Here is a 22,243-nt window from a genome sequence, read left to right as displayed (position 1 = left end):
CTTAAAATGAAAGTGCTTGTTACCGGAGCGGCGGGTTTTATAGGTTCGCACGTATCAATGTACCTGCTGGAGCGGGGCGATGAAGTAGTCGGGCTGGACAATCTTAACGATTACTACGATCCAACCTTAAAAGACGCACGCCTTGAGCGTATTAACGCGTTACCCGGCGCCGATAAATTCCGCTTTGTGAAAATGTCGGTAGAAGATCGTGAAGGTATGGAAACTCTGTTCGCCGAAGAAAAGTTCGACAAAGTCGTGCATCTTGCTGCCCAGGCCGGGGTGCGTTATTCCATCGAAAACCCCCATGCGTATATCGATTCCAATATTGTCGGCTTTATGAATATTCTGGAAGGGTGTCGCCACAATGCAGTGAAGCATCTGGTTTATGCCTCTTCCAGTTCAGTCTATGGCGCCAACGAAAGCATGCCATTTGCGGTGGAAGACAATGTCGATCACCCAATGTCACTGTACGCTGCCAGCAAGAAAGCCAACGAGCTGATGGCCCATACCTACAGTAACTTATATAACCTGCCGACCACAGGCCTGCGCTTCTTTACGGTATACGGGCCGTGGGGGCGGCCGGATATGGCGCTGTTCCTGTTTACCAAAGCGATTTTGGAAGACGAGCCCATCAAAGTATTTAACCACGGTAACCACCGCCGTGACTTTACCTATATTGACGATATCGTCGAAGGTATCATCAGTACGCTGGATAACACCGCCCAGGCAGATCCTAACTGGACCGGCGAGAAACCCAACCCGGGCTCGAGCAAGGTGCCATGGAAAGTGTATAACATTGGTGCACAAACGCCGGTACATCTGCTGACCTATATCGAAACGCTGGAAAATGCACTGGGTAAAAAAGCGGAGAAAGAACTGCTGCCATTACAGCCTGGTGATGTGCCCGATACATTTGCCGATGTTGAGGCGCTGGTAAACGATACCGGTTATCGCCCGACCACCACTATTGAGACGGGCATTAATAACTTTGTGCAATGGTACCGGGATTATTACAAGGTGTAATACTCCTTTATCACACAAAGTAAAAAGGGCGTTGTTTACGCCCTTTTTTTTGTGCCCGATTTTTTTTGATAATGCCGCGCGAACGGCGCTTTATGGGTATAGGTAGAGAAACTGCTTTTAACTGCCTGATATTGGGGCGTTAAATTGTGTCGAATTTCTTTACACCCGTGTTATCAACGCTTTTTTGTGCTTTTCAGTGGGCCTTACGTTGCAGCGGCTCAGCAGATAAAGCGATTTCGTTTTGATAGAAGGTTTCTACACTGGGTAACTGTTCACGGATATTGCCGCGGATGGTATCTAACATTGACCGGAATCCGGGTTTCAGGTTATCCATCAGCAATTCTTTGTTGATGTAATAAGGGGCACGCTTGCCGTGATAATCGACCACCGGGCCGATTTGTTCAAAGCGAATACCCACAAAACTCATACTGCGTGCCAGACGCGGTTCCATCATGACAAAGGCGTGGCGAATGTCGCCTTCAATGGCAGTGGCTGCGGCAGCAAAGTACAAACCAATCGCGATAAATGGAAAGCAGCGCAATTCGGTTTCTGAGTAGGCCTCGCGGTTAATCACACCCGTAGCGGCACCGGCGAAACGGTCCATCTGACGGCGACGGAACTCAGCAGGTACGGCCAGCCGGGATATTTCACATACATCTTTGCGGTCAAAATTCTGCGGGTTTAAATCATGCCGGGTAATCGAAGACAGACAATACTTTTCAATAGGAAGTAACTCATGATCCTGTAACGGGCGGACCGTGCGCACGGTGCCTGCCAGGCTGCTGCTGTTAAGGTGGCGGATCAGGCAGTGTCGTGAGTACTGATCAAATTCGTCCATTTCCAGACCATCGGGAGCCAGCGGCTCGAATTTAAGTTCTTCACAATACACATTGTGACGGATCTTAAACGCTGCATTGCGCAGTTCGTGGTCGTTAGCCATCAGTGGCGTCAGATAAGTACCAAAGTGTGATGAAATATAATTGGCTTCGCGAAGCTGCTTATAGCCTTTAATCATTTTACCAATTCTGGTGCTATTTACTTTGCGGGAAAGGTTTCCCATAAATGTTTGCTTATTGGGCATATGCAACTACTTCTCTGATTCACGCCATATCTGCGCTTACGGGCAGACTCGTTTGTACTGTATGGAGCTTGAATACCAAACCGCTCGATAAGTGTTGCATCAGTTTGCATAATTTCCAAGCAGTAAATGGTCTGTTATAGACCTTACGGGTATCGGCGTCGATACCTACGGTTGAATTCTGGTGAGCAACAAACCGATGGATAAACAATATCGAAGTCACAGCGAATGGCCGGCATGGCCGGCCATCGCGTATTGATGAATAAAACCTTACCGGGGTGGCCTGAGCGTTGACGCCGCAGGCTGCTCAGTAGGTCACAGGTTTATGTTACGCTCACTCAATCGCAAGCCCGGCTTTCATTTCTCGGCGACGGGCATGTAACAGCGGTTCGGTATAACCACTGGGCTGTTCGGTCCCCTTAAAAATCAAATCCCGCGCGGCCAGATACCCTGTGGCGTTGTTATAATCAGGGTGCATGGGAATGTATGCACTGTCACCGGCATTTTGTTCATCCACCAGCTTGGCCATACGCGCCAGTGTTTCTTCAACCTGGGTGTGGGTCACCACGCCGTGCACCAGCCAGTTGGCAATGTGCTGGGAGGAAATCCGCAGTGTTGCCCTGTCTTCCATTAACCCGACATTATCGATATCCGGTACTTTCGAGCAGCCTATGCCCTGATGAACCCAGCGCACCACATAACCCAGAATACCTTGTACATTATTATCCAGCTCGCGCTGTATGGTCGCTTCATCAAGCGGCGCAGAAGTATCCATAAGCGGGATTGTTAAAATATCTGACAGTCCATCGAAATCACTGTTTTCCAACGACTTTTGTATTTCAAATACATCAACCTGATGATAATGCAGAGCGTGCAGTGTGGCCGCTGTGGGCGAGGGGACCCAGGCGGTGGTTGCCCCGGCTTGCGGATGACCAATCTTGGTCTCCATCATTGCCTGCATGTGATCAGGCACAGGCCACATCCCTTTACCAATTTGCGCTTTACCCGACAGCCCACATTCTAAACCGGTCATCACATTGGCTTTTTCATATGCGGCGATCCAGGGGCGCTGTTTCAGCTCAGCTTTGGGCGCAAACGCGCCGGCCAGCATTGAGGTGTGTATTTCATCTCCGGTGCGGTCTAAAAAGCCGGTATTAATAAAGACCACGCGTTCCCGGGCCTGCGCAATACAGGCTTTCAGGTTGACGCTGGTCCGACGCTCCTCATCCATGATACCCATTTTGAGCGTATTTGCCGTTAACCCTAAAGCCTGTTCAACGCGCTGAAACAGGGTATTGGCAAAGGCCACTTCCTCAGGCCCGTGCATTTTGGGTTTTACGATATAAATGCTGCCCTTGCGGGAGTTAGTATACTCGCCGTTTCCTTTGATATCGTGAATACCGATAAGGGCCGTCACCATGGCATCCATGAGGCCTTCATATACCGGTTCATCATCCACCAGAATAGCATCGTTTTGCATCAGGTGGCCCACATTCCTGACAAACATCAGGCTGCGGCCATGCAGCTTAAAGGGGTTGTGAGACGCGGGGCTGAGATAATCACGATCCGGGTTCAGGGTGCGGGTGGATTGCTGCCCATTTTTATTAACCGCTACCGCCAGCGTGCCTTTCATCAGCCCCAGCCAGTTCTGATACACCAGGGTTTTATCTTCAGCATCCACTGCCGCCACAGAATCTTCACAATCCATAATGGTAGACAGGGCTGCTTCCATCAGAATATCGCTGACCCCGGCGGTATCATTTTTGCCCACCGGATGAGTGCGGTTGATTTGTACTTCGAAATGCAGCTGATTATGCAAAAAAAGCAGGGCATCAGGTGACTGCTGCTCGCCACGGTAGCCTGCAAAAGCGGCGCTGTTACAAAGACTTGTCTCGGTATTGTCAGCAAATTTTACAGCTAGCGCGCCGTCCTTAATCCAGTAGTTTGTAACCTTGTGATGGCTGCCTGTTTGCAACGGGAGCACGCTGTCGAGCCAGTCTTTGGCTTTGGTAACCACCGCCTGGCCGCGAGTCGGGTTATAATCTTTGCCCGGCGCAAGCTCACCTTCCTGGCCAATGACATCAGTGCCGTAAAAGGCATCATACAAGCTGCCCCAGCGGGCGTTAGCGGCATTAAGGGCGTAGCGGGCATTATTAATAGGTACCACCAGTTGAGGCCCGGCCATGGTGGCGGCTTCTTCATCTACACGGTCGGTACTTACGGCCACCTCTTCAGGCGCGCTGACCAGATAACCAATATCACGCAGAAAGGCCGCATACGCTTCGCCACTGGCGGGTTGGCCGGTCCGGTGGTATTCGTCAATCTGGGTTTGCAATGACTGGCGCTTTTCCAGCAGTGCTTGATTGGTGGGGGTCAGGTCCAGCAGGATAGATTCAAATGACTGCCAGAAATGCGCGGGCTGAATGCCAGAGCCAGGCAGCGCCTGCTCGTTGATAAAGTGGTGTAGGGTAGAGGCGATTTTAAGGCGGCCCTGTTGGGTATACTGTTCTTTTTGGTTACCAGCCATAGAGTTCTCTCCTTTGTTTTTTAACCAGTGTAGAGAGATAACCGCCTTATTTTTAATTTATGATTTGTATCCTTGTCATAAATTAGCTGAATGTCTCTCCCTCGTTCATACGTTGTGCTACCTCTCCTATTAATCGCCGCAGCCAGATATGACCGGCATCGTGATGAAGCAGGGCGCTCCAGGCCATTTTCAGCGCGATAGGCGGAATATCAAAGGGGGGCGCTTTAAGCACTACGCTGGAGTCATCGGCCAGCAGGCGCGCTGATTTGGTGGGCAGGGTGGCAATCAAATGCTGTGTTTTGGCAATTTGCAGGGCCGCGTGATAGTGCCGGGTAAAAACCCGTATATCACGATGCTTGCCCAGCTTAACCAGCTCTGCATCTACCCAGCCCAGTTTCTGCACTTCGTTGGGATCAATTCCCACGCCCACCCCAAAGCCGGTTTTACTGACCCAGACATGACGGGCGTTGAGGTAGCCATCCAAGTCCCAGTTATCCACCAGCGGATGCTCTGCACTAAGCACACAGCTGAACGTATCGTACCAGATGACCTTTTGATGAAACGATAAAGGCAACTCTTCAAAACGGTTAATGGCCATGTCCACTTTGCCCTGTTCCACATCGTGAAAGGTAACATCCGATGGCGTGATTAAATCCAGCGTGATATTGGGCGCGTGAACCGCCAGCTCATTCAACAGCCCCAACAGCAGCGTGCTTTCAGCATAGTCACTGGTCATAATTCTGAAGGTACGCCGGCTGGTGGCTGGCTCAAAATCGGTTTCCGGCTGAATGGAGCTTTCCAGGCGACTAAGCACATCGCGGATAACAGGTTGTAATTCCAGAGCTCGTTTGGTGGGTGTCATGCCATCACTGGTTCTGACCAGCAGCGGATCTTTAAACAGGTCGCGCAATCTTTTCAGGCCATTACTCATGGCTGGCTGCGTGATACTGAGCTGATTAGCCGCGCGGGTCACAGACCTCTCGCGCAGCAATACATCCAGATAGACCAGAAGATTGAGATCCACTTTGGCGATATTCATTCTATAAATGCCTTGTGACAACAAAATGTAAAGGCTGAGTATAAAGATAATGGAAGCGCTTGTCAGATAGTCATTTAGTCTTATAACTGCATGTAGCATTAACCGGGTTGAGGGAATATTGGACTGGTTTACAGAGCCCTGTGGGAAAGGCTGACGGGCCGGGGAGAATAGCCGCGGCAAGTCTGCAATAAAAAAGGCTCCTTAAAGGAGCCTGGTTGGGAAATGCCAGTGACCTATTGTCCCTCAGACATCAAACTGGTTCATGGTATTGTCTTCACCGGAAGCTTTAAGCGCAGCTTCACCTGAGAAGTATTCCTTGTGTGTATCCCCCAGATCTGAGCCCGCCATCGCCTGGTGTTTAACACAGGCCAGCCCTTCGCGGATTTCTTTGCGCTGCACACCTTTAACGTAAGCCAGCATGCCTTCATCGCCGAAGTAGCCTTTTGCCAGGTTGTCAGTAGACAGCGCAGCGGTATGGTAGGTTGGCAATGTAATCAGGTGGTGGAAAATACCGGCTTCGCGGGCTGCGTCGCGCTGGAAGCTCTGGATTTTCTGGTCGGCTTCGCTTGCCAGCGCCGAATCGTCATACTCGGAAGACATCAGGCTGTCGCGATTATACGCTGATACGTCCTTACCTTCCTGCTGCCATTGATCAAACACCTGTTGACGGAAATTAAGTGTCCAGTTGAATGACGGCGAGTTGTTGTAAACCAGCTTGGCATCGGGTACTACTTCGCGGATTCGGTTCACCATATCGGCAATCTGGCCCACGTGAGGTTTTTCTGTCTCAATCCACAGCAAGTCAGCCCCATTTTGAAGCGACGTAATACAATCAAGTACCACACGATCCACACCCGTATCCGGTTTAAAGCGAAACAGACCATTCGGCAAACGGGTAGGCTTAACCAGTTTTCCATCCTGCTTGATGACCATATCGCCATCATTTAAGTCGCTGGCATCATTAACATCGGTTGAATCAAGATACGCATTGTATTGCGATGCCAGGTCACCTGGCTGCTGTGAAACCGGGATTTTCTGGGTAAGGCCTGCACCCAGTGAGTCAGTACGTGCCACAATAACACCATCGTCCACCCCCAGCTCAAGAAATGCATAACGCACAGCATTGATTTTGGCCAGAAAATCTTCGTGGGGAACAGTGACTTTGCCGTCCTGGTGACCACACTGCTTGGCATCTGACACCTGGTTTTCAATCTGAATACAGCAGGCACCGGCTTCGATCATCTTTTTGGCCAGCAAATACGTTGCTTCCTCGTTACCAAAACCGGCATCAATATCAGCAATAATCGGTACCACATGGGATTCAAAATTATCAATCTGGGACTGAATGTCGGTAGTATCCTGGCCTTTATCTTTGGCATCATCTAACTGCTGGAAAAGCTTGCCCAGCGCCTGTGCATCAGCCTGGCGAAGAAATGTGTATAATTCCTCAATTAATGCCGGTACCGATGTTTTTTCGTGCATGGACTGATCAGGCAGCGGACCAAATTCAGAGCGCAGGGCTGCAACCATCCAGCCGGAAAGGTACAGATAGCGTTTGCTGGTGTTGCCATGGTGTTTTTTAATCGCCAGCATCTTTTGCTGACCAACAAACCCATGCCAGCAGCCTAAAGACTGCGTGTACTGAGCACTGTCGGCATCATAATCGGCCATATCCTGACGCATGATAGCGGCTGTATAGCGGGCAATGTCCAAACCTGTTTTAAACCGGTTCTGCGCTTTCATTCGCGCGGCGTATTCGGGGCTGATACTATCCCATGTGCCTTTTTGCGTTGATTTTAACGTTGCGATGGCGTCGATATCTTGTTGGTATTGCGACATGCTCGTTCTCCATTATTTTATTTGTAGGGTTCTTGCTGGCCGTTGTGCGGCAACAAATTTTGTAAGGTCAGTTTTATCCTAGGCGGGTTTTTAAGATAACGTAAATATATAATTTGGATTGTCGCCATTTATCTTGTGAATGCAGGGGTGTTCAAGCAAACATCTGAAGATGCAAGGCAGGAGGCATATTCGACCATTGGTAAATTGTATTTTACTGCGAAATTATCTATAACCATCTCATCGAAGCCGGAAGTATCAGATTATGAGTAATGTTTTAGCGTCAGTAGATCAGCGCACAAAATTGGTTGGCGAGAACCGCCTGGAGCTGTTGATGTTCAGGCTTGGGTCGCGCCATGCGTTTGCCATGAATGTTTTTAAAGTCAGAGAAGTCATTCAGGTTCCCCCGCTGAACACCTTGCCCGGCGCCCATGGTAACTTACGTGGAGTGACCACTTACCGCGGTTCCACCATCCCGATCATCGATTTGCGGCAGGCCATAAAAATGCGCCCCAAAAACGACGGCGACTACCCGTGTAATGTCATTATTACTGAATATAATCGCAGCGTGCAGGGGTTTTTAATTGGCGAAGTGCTGAGCATCGTAAATACGTCCTGGCAGGATATTGAGCCACCGCCACGCTCTATCGGTAAAGCAAACTATCTGACCGCCATCACGCAAATGAATATAGATGATCGAAATGAGTTGGTTGAAATCATCGATGTGGAAAAGGTGCTGGCTGAGATCATTGAATACGACGCCACCATTTCTGATGCGCTGCTGGCTGAAACAGATGTTAAACGGCTAAGAGGCCATACAGTGCTGGTGGTGGACGACTCAGGCACAGCCCGCAAACAGGTAAGAGATACCTTAGGGCAGGTTGGTATGCAAATTATTGAAAGTCGCAACGGCGCGGACGCGCTGGCCCTGTTGAAAAAATGGGCCGATGAGGGCCGCTGTATTAATGATGAAATATTACTGATGTACACTGATGCCGAAATGCCTGAAATGGACGGGTACAGACTCACCGCTGAGGTGCGCGCCGATCCGCGGATGGAAGATTTGTTCATCGCCCTGAATACCTCGCTAAGTGGCAGTTTTAATGAGGCGATGGTACAGAAGGTTGGTTGTAACCGGTTTATTTCCAAGTTTCAGCCTGACATGCTGGTGGAAGTGGCCTTGCAACGGCTACGGCAATTGTCGCAAGATGCACCCTGACGGGTATACATCGTTGAAAATAAGTCACTTACAGCAAATTCTTTGGTGACTGCTGAGGCGGTGCTTTACAATTTACGCAGACTTTTTTGATGGAACTACAGCATGTTTAAACGAGTATCTCTTTTGTCTCTGGCGAGCGCCGTGGCGCTGACCGGATGTATGTCTGTCGCGCAGCCATCTGGCAAGCAGACAGAAGCCAGGGTGAGCACCCCTAAGAATATTATCATGGTGGTAGCCGACGGCATGGGCCCCGCCTATACCACAGCCTATCGTAATTTTATGGATGATCCGTCTACCCCGCAGGTCGAAACCGTCGTGTTCGATGATATCCTGACGGGCAACGCCTCGACCTATCCGCATCATGTCTCCGGCTATGTAACAGATTCTGCGGCATCAGCCACCGCACTTGCCAGCGGCGCAAAATCGTATAATGGTGCTATAGGTGTAGACCATAATAAGGTCAGGGTTGAGTCTGTGCTGCAGTTGGCTAAGAAGCAGGGCATGCGGACCGGTGTGGCGGTCACTTCCCAGATTAACCATGCGACACCGGCCTCTTATATTGCTCACAATGAAAGCCGTAAAAACTACAACGCCCTTGCCGATAGCTTTTTTGATGATCGCATAAATGGTGAAATTGTCGCTGATGTTATGTTGGGCGGAGGCACCCAATATTTCGAACGGGACGACCGTGATCTGGTTGCTGAATTTATCGATGCTGATTATCAGTATGTCGATAGCTACAATAAACTGGCTACAATACCGGCGGGCTCTGACGTACTGGGTTTATTTGCCCCGGTAGGCCTGCCGCCAGCGCTGGATGATAAGCGCGCACACCGTTTATCCTACCTTACCGAGCATGCAATTAAGCACCTGGAAAACCCCGAAGGATTTTTCTTGTTGGTTGAGGCCAGTCAGGTCGACTGGGCTGGTCATGCGAATGACATCGGTTCGGCCATGGCGGAAATGGATGATCTGGCCGCAACGATCAGCTATCTGAAAACCTATGTTAAAAATAATCCTGACACCCTGGTCGTACTCACTGCCGATCACAGCACCGGCGGGCTGACCATTGGTGCCAAAGGTGATTATCGCTGGGCGCCTGAATTTCTAAAAGATATGAAGTCGTCAGTAAGTACGGTGGCGCGTAATATTCCGGACATGGACCAGCCGCTTGCTTATATCAGTCAGCAGTTTGGTTTTGCTTTTACCGAGGATGATCACAACATGCTGAACAAGGTATTGGAGCAGGATAAAGCCGCCGACCGTGAAGTTACCCTTAAGAAATTTCTGGATATGAAGAGTAATACTGGCTGGACCACATCCGGTCACACTGGCGTAGATGTTGAAGTGTTTTCCTTCGGCGCGGGGAGTCACGCGTTTGTAGGCCAAATGGATAACACAGATATTGCCCATCGCATGAAAGCCTTTGTGACCGAATCTACCGGCAACATGAAAACAACAGATACGCCGGTGGCAATGCCGGCTGAAGATGACTGTGATTTTCACGAAGACTTTCATTGCGAGTAACAACTCGTAACCGACGGGGGCATTCAGGCCCCCGTATTATTTTTGCGTTTGCGTTTGCGTTTGCGCCTACCCACAGCTAATCACGTCGAATCTCATCGTGGTCAGCGACCATTATCATCCTCGCCTCAACGATATTGCAGACACCATGTGTCAAGCTTATGCCATTTGGTAACATTGAAAGCACAAGAGGCTGGGGAGGGCGACGTTATCTTCTGATAACGCCGTTAGTACAGGCTTACTGATGATTCAGGAAGTTATCCAGGTCCTCACCGGTGATTTTGCCAATCTGGTTGAACAGGTACCACAGCGCGGTGACCAGCAAAATCATGCTGGGAATGACAATTACCGGATAGCTTAGCGCTGTCATACGCCCCAGCTCTTCTGTATAAGCCGTTGTGCCAGGCTCGCTGACCAGAATAACCTTTGCCAGAATATAGTTAAGTGCCGAGGAGACAAAAAATGAGGTGGCAACAATGTAGGAACTATTTGCTACCTTGCGGCGAAACTCTTGCTCTTTGCCGGTACGCTCAAGGGCATCGTTAAGTGCATTCCAGTTGATAATCTGATCGTTCAGAATAAGCATCTTAACCAGCGGCTTTTTAGTATATTGTGTTACCAGCACCGCAATACCAATAAGTGCCGGTATCGCTGCCTCTTTAATTGCAATATATTCAGCGGGTAGCTTTAACAGGCTGATGCCGCCGGTCAGCAGAACACTGATGATGCCCAGCACCGAAAAGCCATTCACTTTACCAGATTGTTTTAAGTCCCATAGCCCATAGCCAATAGGAAACACCAGCGCTGCCACAATGCTCCAGGCAGGGCCTAGGAGGTCATCCGAACTGGTATAGCTCATGATGACCACAGGAATAATAATATTAAACGCCAGGTTGCCGAAAAAGCCCTGGTTCTGTTTTTGAGCCGATTGGTTGGTGGAGGTCATGAATACTTCATATCACTTATCTTAACTGCATTATAAGAGTCTGATGGTCACTGCCAACGTCTGCAACACACTTTTTCTGTATCAATTTGTGAAGATACTGAATTTTATGGAGATTAAGTCAGCAGTGATAAGACACAGCGCATTACACGGTGCTGGTGGCACCCCAGCGCCATGCAGCCAGTAAACCGGCCAGGAATCCAAACAGATGATATTCATAGGACACAAATTCGCGCCCCGGAAGCACACCTAAAATTAACCCCCCATAGACAATCGCCACTAACACGGAAATGATCATATACGGGATTTTTTTGGTCTTGAATCCTGCCCACAGCAAAAAGCCGAAGTACCCATATACCATGCCGCTGGCACCAAGATGAATCGCCGAGCGACCAAACAGCCACACGCCAAGTCCGGCAACCACAAATACCGTCAGGGTAACCTTTACGAAAGTTTTGTTGCCCCACTGCAGGGTCAGCCAGATAAACAGCAACAGCGGCAGCAGATTGGCAATCAGGTGCGCCGGTGTCTGATGCACCCACGGTGCCGTAATTATGTTCCACAGCGAGGGTAAGCTGCGCGGCTCAAGGCCCAGGCTGATTAAACTGTTTAGGGTAATGAGATTGATAATCTCAAGCAGAATTAACACAGCGCCAACGATGGCGATGAGGCGAAATTGTGAACGTAGTCTGGGTAATTGGCTCATAAAATTATATGCGGGAGATACCGCGACAAATCCTGTGTGACTAAAGACGAATCCTCTCTGACAGAGATCCCAGCTGGTAAATTATCCACCAGCCAGCTTCCTATCAATGTGTAATTACGTTCAAATCGTGGAAGTGGATGAAAAGCCTGAACAATAAATCCTTCTTCGCCATAGGGGCCGTCAGATAACGCTTTCTCCTGCTGGTCTTCGATCATTGAGATATTTGCACCTTCGCGTGAGAACAGCGGCTTTTTTACCCATTTGCCGGTAGATAGCGCCGGACAGTCGTTGGCAAAGTAGGCTTCCAGCAAGTTGGGATGCCCGGGAAACATCTGCCACAGCAAAGGCAGGATAGCTTTGTTGGAAATAATCGCTTTCCAGATAGGTTCAATCCAGTCTACGTCTGCCTCTACCAGTGCTTCGCCGTATGGGTCGGCCAGCATAAACTCCCACGGATAAAGCTTAAAGCAGTCAGTGATAGGCGCATCCTGCAAATCGGTAAAGACACCGGTATCAGCCAGACCAATATCTTCAATAAAGACAAAATCAGTATCTAACCCGGCTTCGGCGGCACAATCCTGCAGATATTGTACGGTGCCGCGATCTTCATCAGTATCCTTACAGCAGGAAAAGTGCATTTGAGTAAGGTGTTTTTGCCGGGCAATATCGGCAAAACGGTGGATGAGCTTTTCCTGCAGAGAGTTAAACTGATCAGACTGGCGGGGGAGCGCACCCTTATCCACATTTTGCTCCAACCACAGCCATTGCCAGAAGCCGGATTCATACAGCGAGGTCGGTGTATCGGCGTTATTTTCCAGCAGCTTAACCGGATGCTTGCCGTCATAAACCAAATCGAGACGCGAATACAAAGACGGCTCCCGCCGGGCAAATGCTGTCCGAATCAACCCCCAGTAAGGCGCGGGAATGCTGAACCGGGCCAGAAGCGCATCACTGTTCACCACACGTTCGGTGGCGGCCAGACACATCTGATGCAATTCGGCAGTGGGCGCCTCAATGTCCTGCTCAATTTGCTCAAGGCTGAACTGGTAATAGGCACTTTCATCCCAGTAAGGCTCGCCATACATGGTATGGAAGTGAAAGCCAAACTCAGCCGCCTGTTGCTGCCAGTCTGGCCGTGGCGCTATTCGGTGGCGGAACAAAAGGGTTAACCACCCCAGCCGCTGGAACGAGAGCGACTGCCCCAGGCGGATTTTGCTCTGACCGAGCTGCCAAAACCACCACGGCTGATGGTGCGTGACACTGTGGGTTTGGGTTTAAAGGTTGACGAATTCACCCGGTAGTTACGCTTTCTTACATCGCCGCTGAAAATGTGCCCATCGGCAGTCACCCAGCGTGACCGAAAGGGCGAGTAGCGTGATGATGAGGTAAACAGGGGCTGTGAATAGTAAGAACGGGGCGACAGCAGTTGACTGACCATGTATCCGGCCATGAAAGGCATAAAGAAGCTGCCGTTGTCGGTGGACACCTGGCGGCACTGATTATCACCAAATTCATATTCACAGTCTGAAACCGTCGAAAATTTAGGACTGGTGCGGGCTGCTTCTTCCACCGCCTGCTGATACGCCGCCTGACATTCTTGCGTGGCATCAGGATTAGCACTGGTGCAGTCTTCTACCGATGTGTAAATATCAGCCTGCTGGCGGTTATCGGTACAGGCGCTTAAAAACATACCGGCCACACCTACTGCCAGCGGTTTAACCGCTACAGATTTGCGCATCCGGCTAAGGTTAATTTGTTTTGTGCGTTTTTGCGTAGACATCGTTACCTCGCAGGCTCAGTAGGTCATGCAGGCGGCGTTAAGCAAACCAACAGCCACAGACATTGCAGCCAGAATAACACCGGCTGACACTTCATTATTATTAATACGCTCAGCAATGCGGGGCATAAACGTAAACCGCAACAGGGCAAATGCCAGCGACTGAGCGATAATGGCGACGATGCCCCAGATAGCAAAATCTATTACTGACAGAGAATTTGCTGCTGCACCGGATAAGGCCAGTGCAAAGCCTACGATAGCACCACCAAACCCCACCGCTGCTGCGACATTTTTCTCTTCTTTTACCAGTTTCCACTCATCGTGAGGTGTTACCAGTGCATAAACAAACTTAAAGATGAACAGAAATATAATTGAGAGTAAAAAGTACAGAGCAAAATTATCCAGCCCTGCCAGCGACGCCATTATTGAATCCATGCTTAATCCTCTAGCCATTGATTTGTATATCGGTAGGTAAAACGTCAAAGCCTGTGCTGATCACCAGGCAACGATCTTTATTGTTATTCACTATCTTTTCTTCGCCCGCAACGAGCAATGACTCGAAGCGGTCATCTTCTAACGGACGCTCGTAGAGCATCATGAACTGGTCGGTTTTACTGACGTCACCGTCCTGTTCGTACGTGGTTTCGGTCACCGCCACCGGCGGCGAGTTATCGCCCACCGCATCCCATACCCGTGTGTAGGTATGGCCTTCCAGTTCGTAGGTGGGCTGAGAGATGAGATTATCCAGGCAATCCTGCCATTGGGCATCACTGCCAATGGTTTTGGTATCATAAAAATGCCACAGTTTAACGTCTGTAATGTGGTTTTCAGTCAGTCCGCCATCGGTGACCACCTGTAAAAAGCCCTCATCATCTGTGTAAAAACGCAGCAAATTTCCCCCTGAGTCCAGCGGGGCATCGCCGACAGCCTGAATAAGCTGAGATGGCGTGCAGGATTCAATGACTAAACCGGGGATCAACATTTTCAGTTTCAGCTCGTCCAGTTCGAACGAACCGCCCAGATAAAGCCCCATAATCTCCGGCGCTTTGGGTTTGTCCGGTGCTGCTGGTTTACGGCCAAATAATTTGCTAAACATATCAGCTCCCCAGTTTTTGCCAGTCGATATTTTTTACCCGGGCACTGGCAATGTAATAAACTTTATCGTCAGGCGACAGTGTGACATCAAAATCAGGATTAACCACCATGTTTTTATACACACCACCGGGAGCAAAGCCTATAAAAATGGCGTCGTAATGCTTTTTCATATTGATAAACAACTGGCCCACGGTCAGTTGTCCGCAATCTTTTGGCAGGGCCACAGAGAACTGGGCCTGTCCCTCATCCACACTCAACAAATCGTGATGCAGCATGCTGGAGCCCGGGTCAAAAACTGATTTTGCCAGCATTTCCACAGCCACGCTGGGCGTACATTCTACGTTGGGACAATGAGTTTGCAGTAAGGTGACCAGATTATCATCGGTAAAATAGGCGACCTGGTGTGCCTCTGGGTTGCGTTTTGTGCAGTACAGGGCTGTGGTCAGCGTCAGGTCATCGGACGGATTATCAATCAAAATAACACTGGCTTCGCTGATACAGGCCCGATCCATATCGGTATCCTTGTTAAAAGACTCAACGTGCACAAATTCTATCTGGCCGGGCAGGGGGTTGGTAATGTCAGCTTTGACACAAAGAACAATATCAGGTTTGCTGGCAAGATCTTCACGTTCTTTTAGCAATAACTCCAGCAGTAATAAGGTTTTCTGTTCATTCCATCCAATGACCAGAATGTGATTTGATACATGCAGCGTTTTCATACCTGTTAATCCTTTCTTCCACTGATTGTTTACCCACCCGGCGATACGCCCAATGACCATGGCAAAAATGCTTAGCCCGGCCGGAATAACGAACAGCGCAACAATCATTTTGCCGGCGGAGGTTTGTGGTGATAAATCGCCATAACCTACCGTTGATGCTGTCACAGCCAGCCAGTAAATAAAGTCGACCTGATTGATAAGTGCCTGCTCGCCGGCAGCACTTAGCAATGACCAGCTCATCAGCGAGTAAAGCAGAGTAACCAGTACAATTGTGTACCATCGAGATTCGCTGAAGTAGCGAAGCATGAGTCTTCGAATCTGTATCCAGGAGGCCATGAGCCGATTAACATCCTGTTTCTATTATCGTTATAGCATCAGTATGCCTTTCACGGCGGTGCCGGGCAAGCTGTGCGAACTATCTGTTACGATCAAAAAAGGGCCGTACGGCCCTTTTTGCTTAACTGCCCATAATTCTGCTGAGCTCATCGTCGGCGGAAGATTTTCCGCCCTTGATACCGGCTTTGGAAAGCCGCGCCTCTAAATCTGAATTGCTGTCTTCGCTGGCAAGCTCTTCAGCCGCTTCCAGTTCGGCATTGCGCAGCTTTTGCTTTTCCTGAATACGGCTTAGCGATTCAGTAGCAGTCTTCATTTTGCTGTTCGCACCCATATGACGCGATGAGACTGACACCTGCGCTTTTTGCACGCTCTCAGTAGCCTTAACCATGTCGACCTGTTGCTCAAGCCGACGCAAATTCGCTTTGGCCTGCTGAATGTTGCCAGCAAGCTGCTTCTCAGATTTTTTAAACTGATCAAGATAAGCCTGTTCCTGGTCTCGCTCTTCTTTTAAATCAGAGACCTTCTGAGCACAATCCAGGGCCAGCTGCCGATCAGTATCTACTGCTTTTCTGGCATGGGCTTCATATTCGCTGATGGATGCATCGTAACTGTCAATCTTCTGTTGCGACAGTTTACTTTTGGCCAGAATCTGCGTACGGGCATGGTCTGACTTTCGCAACTCTTCTTTGGCTTCGCGGATTTCCTGCTCCAGAATTCGGATCGCCTGGCTATCGGCAGCTGCCTGCGCTGCCTCGGTAGCGCCACCTTTAACCGCTGTAATTAACTTTTTCCAAACAGACATTCGCTTCTCCTGTAATTACCGATTATTGAAGATGGGTTTCGTAAGCATCTAAGAACGATGCGACATTTTGAAACAGGGTTTCCACTTCAATGACAATACTCTGTGCTTTTGATTGCGCGCTGAGCGCACCAAATGCGGTATAGTATTCCTGACCGTTGATGGTAGAGATGCCCACTGTGGTCAGCGGAAACACCATATGTGATGACAATATCTCATGATCCAGCGCGGCTTTGTCTTTCACCTGATCGGCAGAAAATAACAAGCTTTCTACCAGAATCTGCTCACCACTTATGGCCAGCCAGGCATCAATACCTTCAGCGTTGGCGATAAGCAGACAATCTTCCTCGTGGGTAACCACAAAGTCCTCGTACTGCGATAAAAGGGATTCCAGTTGCGCAAGATCCCATGTCATAGTGTTTCTCCTTTAACCTGTTAAGCGAATAAATAGGCAGTCACTTTACCCATAAAGCAGCGCTGCGCCAACATTCGCAGAGTCAGTGTAGACATACACGCTGACTCGGTCAATAATAAAAGGCGTGCAAATGTGTAAAAAAGTGTGTTTTTGTAAACTATAACTCACAAATGGTGATATTTTGAATGAGCAAACTCAGTGGCGTATGGTCGTGCAGCGTCTGGTGAAGTCGCAAATGTCGGTTCGTGGTGTGAAATATCAGGCGCTGAGTGACCGCCTGGCCCATATTGGCGTTATTCAAAGCGCAGACAATCTGCGTAATAAGGTGAACAAGGGGATTATGGGGGCAGATTTACTGCTTGCAATCATGATGGTGTTAAATGGGAAGGGGATGGAGGCTGAAAATATTGCTGAGATCCTCGCTGATCTTCAGGACAAAGACGGGTAAACTGTGGCGCATAAAAAAGCCCGGACAAATGCCGGGCGAAAGTATCAATAGAATAACATGGGAGAACATCATCACTATCCGGCATAGCTTAACCGATTAAGTTGAGCCCGTGGGCATTATTAGGTATGCAGATTAATAGCCACGTATAGCGCAGATGACTCGTTTTTCCAATCACTGATTTTTTGCAACTTTAGTAGTGTCTGACCTCATGAAACTTAGCGACTTTAATTTTTCATTACCTGAATCCCTTATCGCCAAATACCCCACTGAGCGACGCAGTGCCAGCCGCCTGATGCATCTGGATGGGAAAAATGGTGCCGTGGCTCACCGGATGTTTGCTGACATGCCCGATTTGGTGGAAGAAGGAGATTTGCTTATTTTCAATAACACCCGGGTTATACCGGCGCGTTTGAAAGGCAAAAAGCTCACCGGCGGGCAGGTGGAAGTGCTGGTAGAGCGTATTTTAGAAGATAACTACGTGCTGGCCCATGTCAGAGCGAGTAAGGCGCCCAAGCCTGATACCCGGCTGATCCTTGAGGATTCTGTGCAGGTGACTGTTACCGGCCGGCAGGACGCACTGTTTATTTTGCATTTTGACCATGACGAGACGGTGTTGTCGTTACTTGAGGCCCACGGTCATATGCCATTACCGCCCTACATAGACCGGCCTGATGAAGCCACTGATAAAGAGCGCTATCAAACTGTTTATAATGAAAAGCCAGGGGCGGTAGCGGCGCCCACCGCCGGCCTGCATTTTGATGATGCGGTATTGGCACAACTGGCAGAAAAAGGCGTTAACACTGCATTCGTAACATTGCATGTGGGTGCAGGTACCTTTCAGCCGGTCAGAGTAGACAACATACTTGAACACAAGATGCATGCAGAATATGCAGAAGTACCCCAGACGGTGGTAGACCTGGTCCGTCAGACCAAAGCGCGCGGCAAGCGGGTTATTGCCGTAGGAACCACCTCCGTGCGCTCACTGGAGTCTGCGGCAAAAGCGGCACAGGATGAGCAGATTGTCCCGTTTTTTGATGATACCGATATATTTATCTACCCGGGTTTTGACTTTAAAGTGGTGGATGCCATGTTCACTAATTTTCATTTGCCCGAGTCCACTCTCATGATGCTGATCAGTGCCTTTGCCGGCCACGAGAATGTGTTGAATGCCTATAAAAAGGCAATTGAAGAGCAATATCGGTTCTTCAGTTACGGCGATAGTATGTTCATTGAGAGGCAGTAAAAAACGACAGAGCGCACATTTTTACCGTTACTGACTTTTTCGGGCATGATCTGAATTGCAGAACTGGTATAATCGCCGCCAAATTAATTTTAGAGCCTGCGCGTGAGCGCGCCTGATTAAGGTTATCGAATTCATGCAATTTGAGTTGTTAAATACACAGGGCAAAGCCAGACGTGGCCGTCTGGTGTTTGATCGTGGTGTGGTGGAAACACCAGCCTTTATGCCAGTAGGTACGTATGGCACCGTAAAAGGGATGACCCCGGAAGAATTAGAAGACAGTGGTGCGCACATTTGTCTGGGTAATACATTTCATCTGATGCTGCGTCCGGGTACCGGTATTATCCGTCAACATGGCGACCTGCACGATTTTATGCACTGGGATAAGCCTATTCTGACCGACTCCGGCGGCTTTCAGGTTTTCAGTTTAGGTGATTTGCGCAAGATTACCGAAGAGGGCGTAACATTCCGTTCACCAATAAATGGTGAAAAGATTTTACTGACCCCGGAGAAATCCATGGAGGTGCAGCGGGATCTGGGCTCGGATATCGTGATGATTTTCGATGAATGCACGCCGTTCCCGGCCACCGAACAGGAAGCCCGGGTTTCTATGGAGATGTCCTTACGCTGGGCCCAGCGCAGTAAAGAAGCGCATGGTGACAATCCTGCCGCCCTGTTCGGTATTATTCAGGGCGGCATGTATGAGAATCTGCGCGATGTCTCACTGGCCGGGTTAGAAGAAATTGAATTTGATGGCTACGCCATTGGTGGTTTGTCGGTAGGCGAACCTAAAGAAGATATGATTCGCATTATTGACCATACTGCCCACCAGATCCCGGCGCATAAGCCGCGTTATCTGATGGGCGTCGGCAAACCCGAAGATATCGTCGAAGCGGTTCGCCGCGGGGTAGATATGTTCGATTGCGTGATGCCAACCCGAAATGCGCGCAATGGCCATTTGTTTGTTACCGATGGCGTGGTGAAGATTCGCAATGCAAAACATCGCAACGATACAGCGGCGCTGGATGAAAATTGTGACTGTTACACTTGTAAAAACTATTCACGGTCTTATCTACACCACTTGGATAAATGTAACGAGATTCTGGGTGCGCGCTTAAATACCATTCATAACCTGCGTTATTATCAGCGTGTTATGCAAGGGCTTCGCGATGCACTGGACGCGGGCGATCTGGATAGTTTCGTCAACGAATTTTACGCACAAAAAGACATGCCGGTACCGGCATTATAACAACAACGAAGATAGAGGAAGATTATGAGCTTATTCATTTCTAACGCATACGCACAGGCAGCGGGCGGCCAACAGGGAGGCGGCTTTGAAATGCTGATTATGCTAGGCGTTTTTGGTCTTATTTTTTATTTTTTACTGTATCGCCCGCAGGCCAAGCGTGTAAAAGAGCATAAAGCACTGGTTGCATCGCTGAGTAAAGGTGATGAGGTTCTTACTCAGGGTGGACTGGTAGGACGAATCACCAAAGTATCCGAAGAAAAAGACTTTATTGAAATTGCACTGAACGAGACCAACGAAATCGTCGTGCAGAAGTCTTCAGTCACAGCTGTTCTGCCTAAAGGCACAATGAAAGCAATCTAAACAGTTCTACGCCGGAGCCGGATATTCATGTTCCGGCTACCGGCTAAAAGGAATTTGTCCGTGTTAAACAAGAATTCTGTCTGGAAGGTACTTGTTGCAGTCCTGCTGGTGGCAATGTGTACGTTATACGCCCTTCCTAATCTTTATGGCGAAGACAACGCCGTTCAAATCTCTGCTGGCAGAAATGCTACTGTAACCGAAGCGATGGTGGACCAGGTTCGGGAAACCCTGGAAGCTAATAACATTGATGCCAAGCGCATAGAATTTGAAGACGGTCAGATCCTGGTTCGTCTGAGAGATTCTGAAGCACAGCTTAAAGCGCGCGAAAACATCGAACGTGCGTTAAGCGATGACTATGTTGTGGCTATGAACCTGGCTGCTGATACACCTCAGTGGCTCGAAGATCTGGGAGCTTCTCCCATGAAACTGGGTCTTGATTTGCGTGGTGGTGTGCACTTTCTGATGGAAGTGGACATGAGCGAAGCAATTGCGAAGTCCTTAGAAGATGCTGAAGGTGATTTTCGTACAGCACTGCGCGAGGAAAGTATCCGTTACCGTTCAGTGAATGTGCGCGATGGTCATGTAGATATAAAATTCCGCGATGAAGAAACCCTGGAAAGTGCACAGTTCTTTTTACGTAATCGTAATCGCGATCTGTCGTTTACCGAACAGGAAAATCTGGTTTTACGTGCATCATTCTCAGAAGATAAGCTAAAGGAAATTCGCGACTACGCAGTGAAGCAGAACATTACTATCTTGCGTAACCGGGTAAACCAGTTGGGGGTTGCTGAGCCGTTGATTCAAAAGCAGGGCGCGGATCGTATCGTCGTCCAGCTGCCGGGTGTACAGGATACTGCCCGTGCTAAGGAAATTCTTAACGCCACTGCAACGCTGGAATTCAGACTACTGGATCAGACCCATGATGTGCGCGATGCGGTTAGCGGTCGGGTACCACCTGGTACCCAGTTAATCAATGATAAAGAGGGCCGCCCTCAGTTACTGGAAAAGCAGGTTATGCTAACGGGTAACCACATTATTGATGCTAACAACAGTGTGGATGAATACGGGATCCCACAGGTAAATATCTCGCTGGATTCGGAAGGTGGCAACAAAATGTCCCGCGGCACACGGGGCAACATCGGCTCTCCCATGGCAACGGTGTTCATTGAGTACAAAGCGACAGGTGAGAAAACTGACGAAGGAAAACTGGTTTTTGAAAAACACGAAGAAGTGATTTCAGTGGCCACCATTCAGGCGCAGTTGGGCAGTAGCTTCAGAATCACCGGTCTGGACTCGCCCAAAGAAGCCCGCGATTTGGCGCTGCTGCTGCGTGCCGGTGCGTTGATTGCGCCGATTCAGATTGTTGAAGAACGTACAGTTGGTCCCAGCCTTGGACAGGAAAATATTGAACTGGGCATGCAGGCGATTATCTATGGTCTGGTAGGTGTGCTGCTGTTCATGCTGATTTACTACAAGGCGTTTGGTGTTGTTGCCAACATAGCCCTGGCATCAAACCTGGTCATGATTGTTGGTATTATGTCGATGATTCCTGGTGCCACACTTACACTGCCTGGTATGGCGGGTATCGTGCTTACGGTAGGTATGGCAGTTGATGCCAATGTTCTTATCTTTGAACGTATTCGCGAAGAATTACGTGATGGCAGAAGTGTTCAGCAGGCAATCCATCAGGGTTACGACAGTGCATTTTCCACCATTATGGATGCTAACGTGACGACCTTTATTGCCGCACTGATCTTATTTGCTGTGGGAACAGGGCCTATAAAAGGGTTCTCGATTACGCTGATGATCGGTATCGCCACATCCATGTTCACCGCTATTCTGCTGACACGCGTTATTGTTAATGCTGTCTGGGGTGGCCGCCGCGTGAAAAAGCTGGCGATTTAAGGAGC

General features: G+C 49.3%; 21 protein-coding genes. 8 read left to right on the top strand and 13 right to left on the bottom strand.

What is annotated here, in order from left to right; all coding sequences use genetic code 11:
* The first annotated feature begins 6 nt into the window (after nucleotides 1-6).
* Nucleotides 7-1,023, top strand: coding sequence for an NAD-dependent epimerase (locus F458_RS0109025; RefSeq protein ID WP_018983082.1), 1,017 nt, complete (start codon nucleotides 7-9; stop codon nucleotides 1,021-1,023).
* A 193-nt stretch (nucleotides 1,024-1,216) separates the two neighbouring features.
* On the opposite strand, the gene F458_RS19300 is transcribed toward F458_RS0109025, so the two are convergent.
* The 4 genes from F458_RS19300 to F458_RS0109005 form a co-directional block, all read right to left on the bottom strand.
* Nucleotides 1,217-2,104, bottom strand: a complete 888-nt coding sequence (locus F458_RS19300; RefSeq protein WP_211213192.1) for a PEP-CTERM/exosortase system-associated acyltransferase — start codon at nucleotides 2,102-2,104, stop codon at nucleotides 1,217-1,219.
* A 331-nt stretch (nucleotides 2,105-2,435) separates the two neighbouring features.
* A complete protein-coding gene (locus F458_RS0109015) occupies nucleotides 2,436-4,628 on the bottom strand; it encodes a malate synthase G (RefSeq protein WP_018983080.1) in 2,193 nt (730 codons plus the stop codon).
* Between the two features lie 82 nt (nucleotides 4,629-4,710).
* Entirely contained in the window at nucleotides 4,711-5,667 is a 957-nt protein-coding gene (locus F458_RS0109010; RefSeq protein ID WP_018983079.1) for a LysR family transcriptional regulator, read from the bottom strand.
* A 243-nt stretch (nucleotides 5,668-5,910) separates the two neighbouring features.
* The gene (locus F458_RS0109005) at nucleotides 5,911-7,506 is read right to left on the bottom strand and encodes an isocitrate lyase (RefSeq protein ID WP_018983078.1); all 1,596 of its coding nucleotides are present in this window, start codon (nucleotides 7,504-7,506) and stop codon (nucleotides 5,911-5,913) included.
* A gap of 262 nt (nucleotides 7,507-7,768) precedes the next feature.
* On the opposite strand from F458_RS0109005, the gene F458_RS0109000 reads away from it, so the two are divergent.
* Nucleotides 7,769-8,722, top strand: a complete 954-nt coding sequence (locus F458_RS0109000) for a chemotaxis protein CheV (RefSeq protein WP_018983077.1) — start codon at nucleotides 7,769-7,771, stop codon at nucleotides 8,720-8,722.
* Nucleotides 8,723-8,824: 102 nt separating this feature from the next.
* On the top strand, nucleotides 8,825-10,249 hold the full coding sequence (locus tag F458_RS0108995; protein ID WP_018983076.1) for an alkaline phosphatase: 1,425 nt from the start codon (nucleotides 8,825-8,827) through the stop codon (nucleotides 10,247-10,249).
* A 235-nt stretch (nucleotides 10,250-10,484) separates the two neighbouring features.
* Here F458_RS0108995 and F458_RS0108990 read toward each other — a convergent pair whose 3' ends face one another.
* The 9 genes from F458_RS0108990 to F458_RS0108950 all read right to left on the bottom strand — a co-directional run bounded on the left by F458_RS0108990 (nucleotide 10,485) and on the right by F458_RS0108950 (nucleotide 17,036).
* Nucleotides 10,485-11,192: a VC0807 family protein gene (locus F458_RS0108990; RefSeq protein ID WP_018983075.1), complete on the bottom strand. Its 708-nt coding sequence runs from the start codon at nucleotides 11,190-11,192 to the stop codon at nucleotides 10,485-10,487.
* 142 nt (nucleotides 11,193-11,334) lie between these two features.
* A complete protein-coding gene (locus F458_RS0108985; RefSeq protein WP_018983074.1) occupies nucleotides 11,335-11,895 on the bottom strand; it encodes a rhomboid family intramembrane serine protease in 561 nt (186 codons plus the stop codon).
* Nucleotides 11,892-13,055: a glutathionylspermidine synthase family protein gene (locus F458_RS0108980; RefSeq protein ID WP_026294596.1), complete on the bottom strand. Its 1,164-nt coding sequence runs from the start codon at nucleotides 13,053-13,055 to the stop codon at nucleotides 11,892-11,894. Before F458_RS0108980 ends, F458_RS0108985 begins: the two co-directional genes overlap by 4 nt.
* A gap of 5 nt (nucleotides 13,056-13,060) precedes the next feature.
* Nucleotides 13,061-13,675 carry a DUF1190 family protein gene (locus tag F458_RS0108975; RefSeq protein WP_018983072.1) on the bottom strand — a complete coding sequence of 205 codons (615 nt, stop codon included), beginning with the start codon at nucleotides 13,673-13,675 and terminating at the stop codon, nucleotides 13,061-13,063.
* A 15-nt stretch (nucleotides 13,676-13,690) separates the two neighbouring features.
* On the bottom strand, nucleotides 13,691-14,107 hold the full coding sequence (locus tag F458_RS0108970) for a DUF350 domain-containing protein (protein ID WP_018983071.1): 417 nt from the start codon (nucleotides 14,105-14,107) through the stop codon (nucleotides 13,691-13,693).
* Nucleotides 14,108-14,117: 10 nt separating this feature from the next.
* Nucleotides 14,118-14,768: a YjfK family protein gene (locus F458_RS0108965; protein WP_018983070.1), complete on the bottom strand. Its 651-nt coding sequence runs from the start codon at nucleotides 14,766-14,768 to the stop codon at nucleotides 14,118-14,120.
* A 1-nt stretch (nucleotide 14,769) separates the two neighbouring features.
* Complete coding sequence (locus F458_RS0108960; protein WP_018983069.1) at nucleotides 14,770-15,822, bottom strand: potassium channel protein; 1,053 nt, start codon at nucleotides 15,820-15,822, stop codon at nucleotides 14,770-14,772.
* 121 nt (nucleotides 15,823-15,943) lie between these two features.
* Entirely contained in the window at nucleotides 15,944-16,624 is a 681-nt protein-coding gene (locus F458_RS0108955; RefSeq protein WP_018983068.1) for a PspA/IM30 family protein, read from the bottom strand.
* 22 nt (nucleotides 16,625-16,646) lie between these two features.
* The gene (locus tag F458_RS0108950) at nucleotides 16,647-17,036 is read right to left on the bottom strand and encodes a DUF2170 family protein (protein ID WP_018983067.1); all 390 of its coding nucleotides are present in this window, start codon (nucleotides 17,034-17,036) and stop codon (nucleotides 16,647-16,649) included.
* A 205-nt stretch (nucleotides 17,037-17,241) separates the two neighbouring features.
* On the opposite strand from F458_RS0108950, the gene F458_RS0108945 reads away from it, so the two are divergent.
* The 5 genes from F458_RS0108945 to secD all read left to right on the top strand — a co-directional run bounded on the left by F458_RS0108945 (nucleotide 17,242) and on the right by secD (nucleotide 22,238).
* A complete protein-coding gene (locus F458_RS0108945) occupies nucleotides 17,242-17,484 on the top strand; it encodes a DUF6471 domain-containing protein (RefSeq protein WP_051085011.1) in 243 nt (80 codons plus the stop codon).
* Nucleotides 17,485-17,692: 208 nt separating this feature from the next.
* The gene (gene queA, locus F458_RS0108940) at nucleotides 17,693-18,727 is read left to right on the top strand and encodes a tRNA preQ1(34) S-adenosylmethionine ribosyltransferase-isomerase QueA (protein ID WP_018983065.1); all 1,035 of its coding nucleotides are present in this window, start codon (nucleotides 17,693-17,695) and stop codon (nucleotides 18,725-18,727) included.
* 133 nt (nucleotides 18,728-18,860) lie between these two features.
* Nucleotides 18,861-19,973: a tRNA guanosine(34) transglycosylase Tgt gene (gene tgt, locus F458_RS0108935; RefSeq protein ID WP_018983064.1), complete on the top strand. Its 1,113-nt coding sequence runs from the start codon at nucleotides 18,861-18,863 to the stop codon at nucleotides 19,971-19,973.
* A 24-nt stretch (nucleotides 19,974-19,997) separates the two neighbouring features.
* The gene (gene yajC, locus F458_RS0108930) at nucleotides 19,998-20,333 is read left to right on the top strand and encodes a preprotein translocase subunit YajC (RefSeq protein ID WP_018983063.1); all 336 of its coding nucleotides are present in this window, start codon (nucleotides 19,998-20,000) and stop codon (nucleotides 20,331-20,333) included.
* A 60-nt stretch (nucleotides 20,334-20,393) separates the two neighbouring features.
* Nucleotides 20,394-22,238 (top strand): protein translocase subunit SecD, encoded by a 1,845-nt coding sequence (secD, locus tag F458_RS0108925; RefSeq protein ID WP_018983062.1) that lies wholly within the window; start codon nucleotides 20,394-20,396, stop codon nucleotides 22,236-22,238.
* Nucleotides 22,239-22,243 lie beyond the last annotated feature (5 nt).

It is taken from the genome of Salinimonas chungwhensis DSM 16280, assembly GCF_000378185.1.
Lineage (GTDB): Bacteria > Pseudomonadota > Gammaproteobacteria > Enterobacterales > Alteromonadaceae > Alteromonas > Alteromonas chungwhensis.
This window is presented reverse-complemented; position numbering and strand designations above follow the sequence as displayed.

Excerpts from the sequence above, each read along its gene's own strand:
- F458_RS0109025 (WP_018983082.1), top strand. The coding sequence starts at position 7 with ATGAAAGTGCTTGTTACCGGAGCGGCGGGTTTTATAGGTTCGCACGTA.
- F458_RS19300 (WP_211213192.1), bottom strand. The coding sequence starts at position 2,104 with ATGCCCAATAAGCAAACATTTATGGGAAACCTTTCCCGCAAAGTAAAT.
- F458_RS0109015 (WP_018983080.1), bottom strand. The coding sequence starts at position 4,628 with ATGGCTGGTAACCAAAAAGAACAGTATACCCAACAGGGCCGCCTTAAA.
- F458_RS0109010 (WP_018983079.1), bottom strand. The coding sequence starts at position 5,667 with ATGAATATCGCCAAAGTGGATCTCAATCTTCTGGTCTATCTGGATGTA.
- F458_RS0109005 (WP_018983078.1), bottom strand. The coding sequence starts at position 7,506 with ATGTCGCAATACCAACAAGATATCGACGCCATCGCAACGTTAAAATCA.
- F458_RS0109000 (WP_018983077.1), top strand. The coding sequence starts at position 7,769 with ATGAGTAATGTTTTAGCGTCAGTAGATCAGCGCACAAAATTGGTTGGC.
- F458_RS0108995 (WP_018983076.1), top strand. The coding sequence starts at position 8,825 with ATGTTTAAACGAGTATCTCTTTTGTCTCTGGCGAGCGCCGTGGCGCTG.
- F458_RS0108990 (WP_018983075.1), bottom strand. The coding sequence starts at position 11,192 with ATGACCTCCACCAACCAATCGGCTCAAAAACAGAACCAGGGCTTTTTC.
- F458_RS0108985 (WP_018983074.1), bottom strand. The coding sequence starts at position 11,895 with ATGAGCCAATTACCCAGACTACGTTCACAATTTCGCCTCATCGCCATC.
- F458_RS0108975 (WP_018983072.1), bottom strand. The coding sequence starts at position 13,675 with ATGTCTACGCAAAAACGCACAAAACAAATTAACCTTAGCCGGATGCGC.
- F458_RS0108970 (WP_018983071.1), bottom strand. The coding sequence starts at position 14,107 with ATGGATTCAATAATGGCGTCGCTGGCAGGGCTGGATAATTTTGCTCTG.
- F458_RS0108965 (WP_018983070.1), bottom strand. The coding sequence starts at position 14,768 with ATGTTTAGCAAATTATTTGGCCGTAAACCAGCAGCACCGGACAAACCC.
- F458_RS0108960 (WP_018983069.1), bottom strand. The coding sequence starts at position 15,822 with ATGGCCTCCTGGATACAGATTCGAAGACTCATGCTTCGCTACTTCAGC.
- F458_RS0108955 (WP_018983068.1), bottom strand. The coding sequence starts at position 16,624 with ATGTCTGTTTGGAAAAAGTTAATTACAGCGGTTAAAGGTGGCGCTACC.
- F458_RS0108950 (WP_018983067.1), bottom strand. The coding sequence starts at position 17,036 with ATGACATGGGATCTTGCGCAACTGGAATCCCTTTTATCGCAGTACGAG.
- F458_RS0108945 (WP_051085011.1), top strand. The coding sequence starts at position 17,242 with ATGGTCGTGCAGCGTCTGGTGAAGTCGCAAATGTCGGTTCGTGGTGTG.
- queA (WP_018983065.1), top strand. The coding sequence starts at position 17,693 with ATGAAACTTAGCGACTTTAATTTTTCATTACCTGAATCCCTTATCGCC.
- tgt (WP_018983064.1), top strand. The coding sequence starts at position 18,861 with ATGCAATTTGAGTTGTTAAATACACAGGGCAAAGCCAGACGTGGCCGT.
- yajC (WP_018983063.1), top strand. The coding sequence starts at position 19,998 with ATGAGCTTATTCATTTCTAACGCATACGCACAGGCAGCGGGCGGCCAA.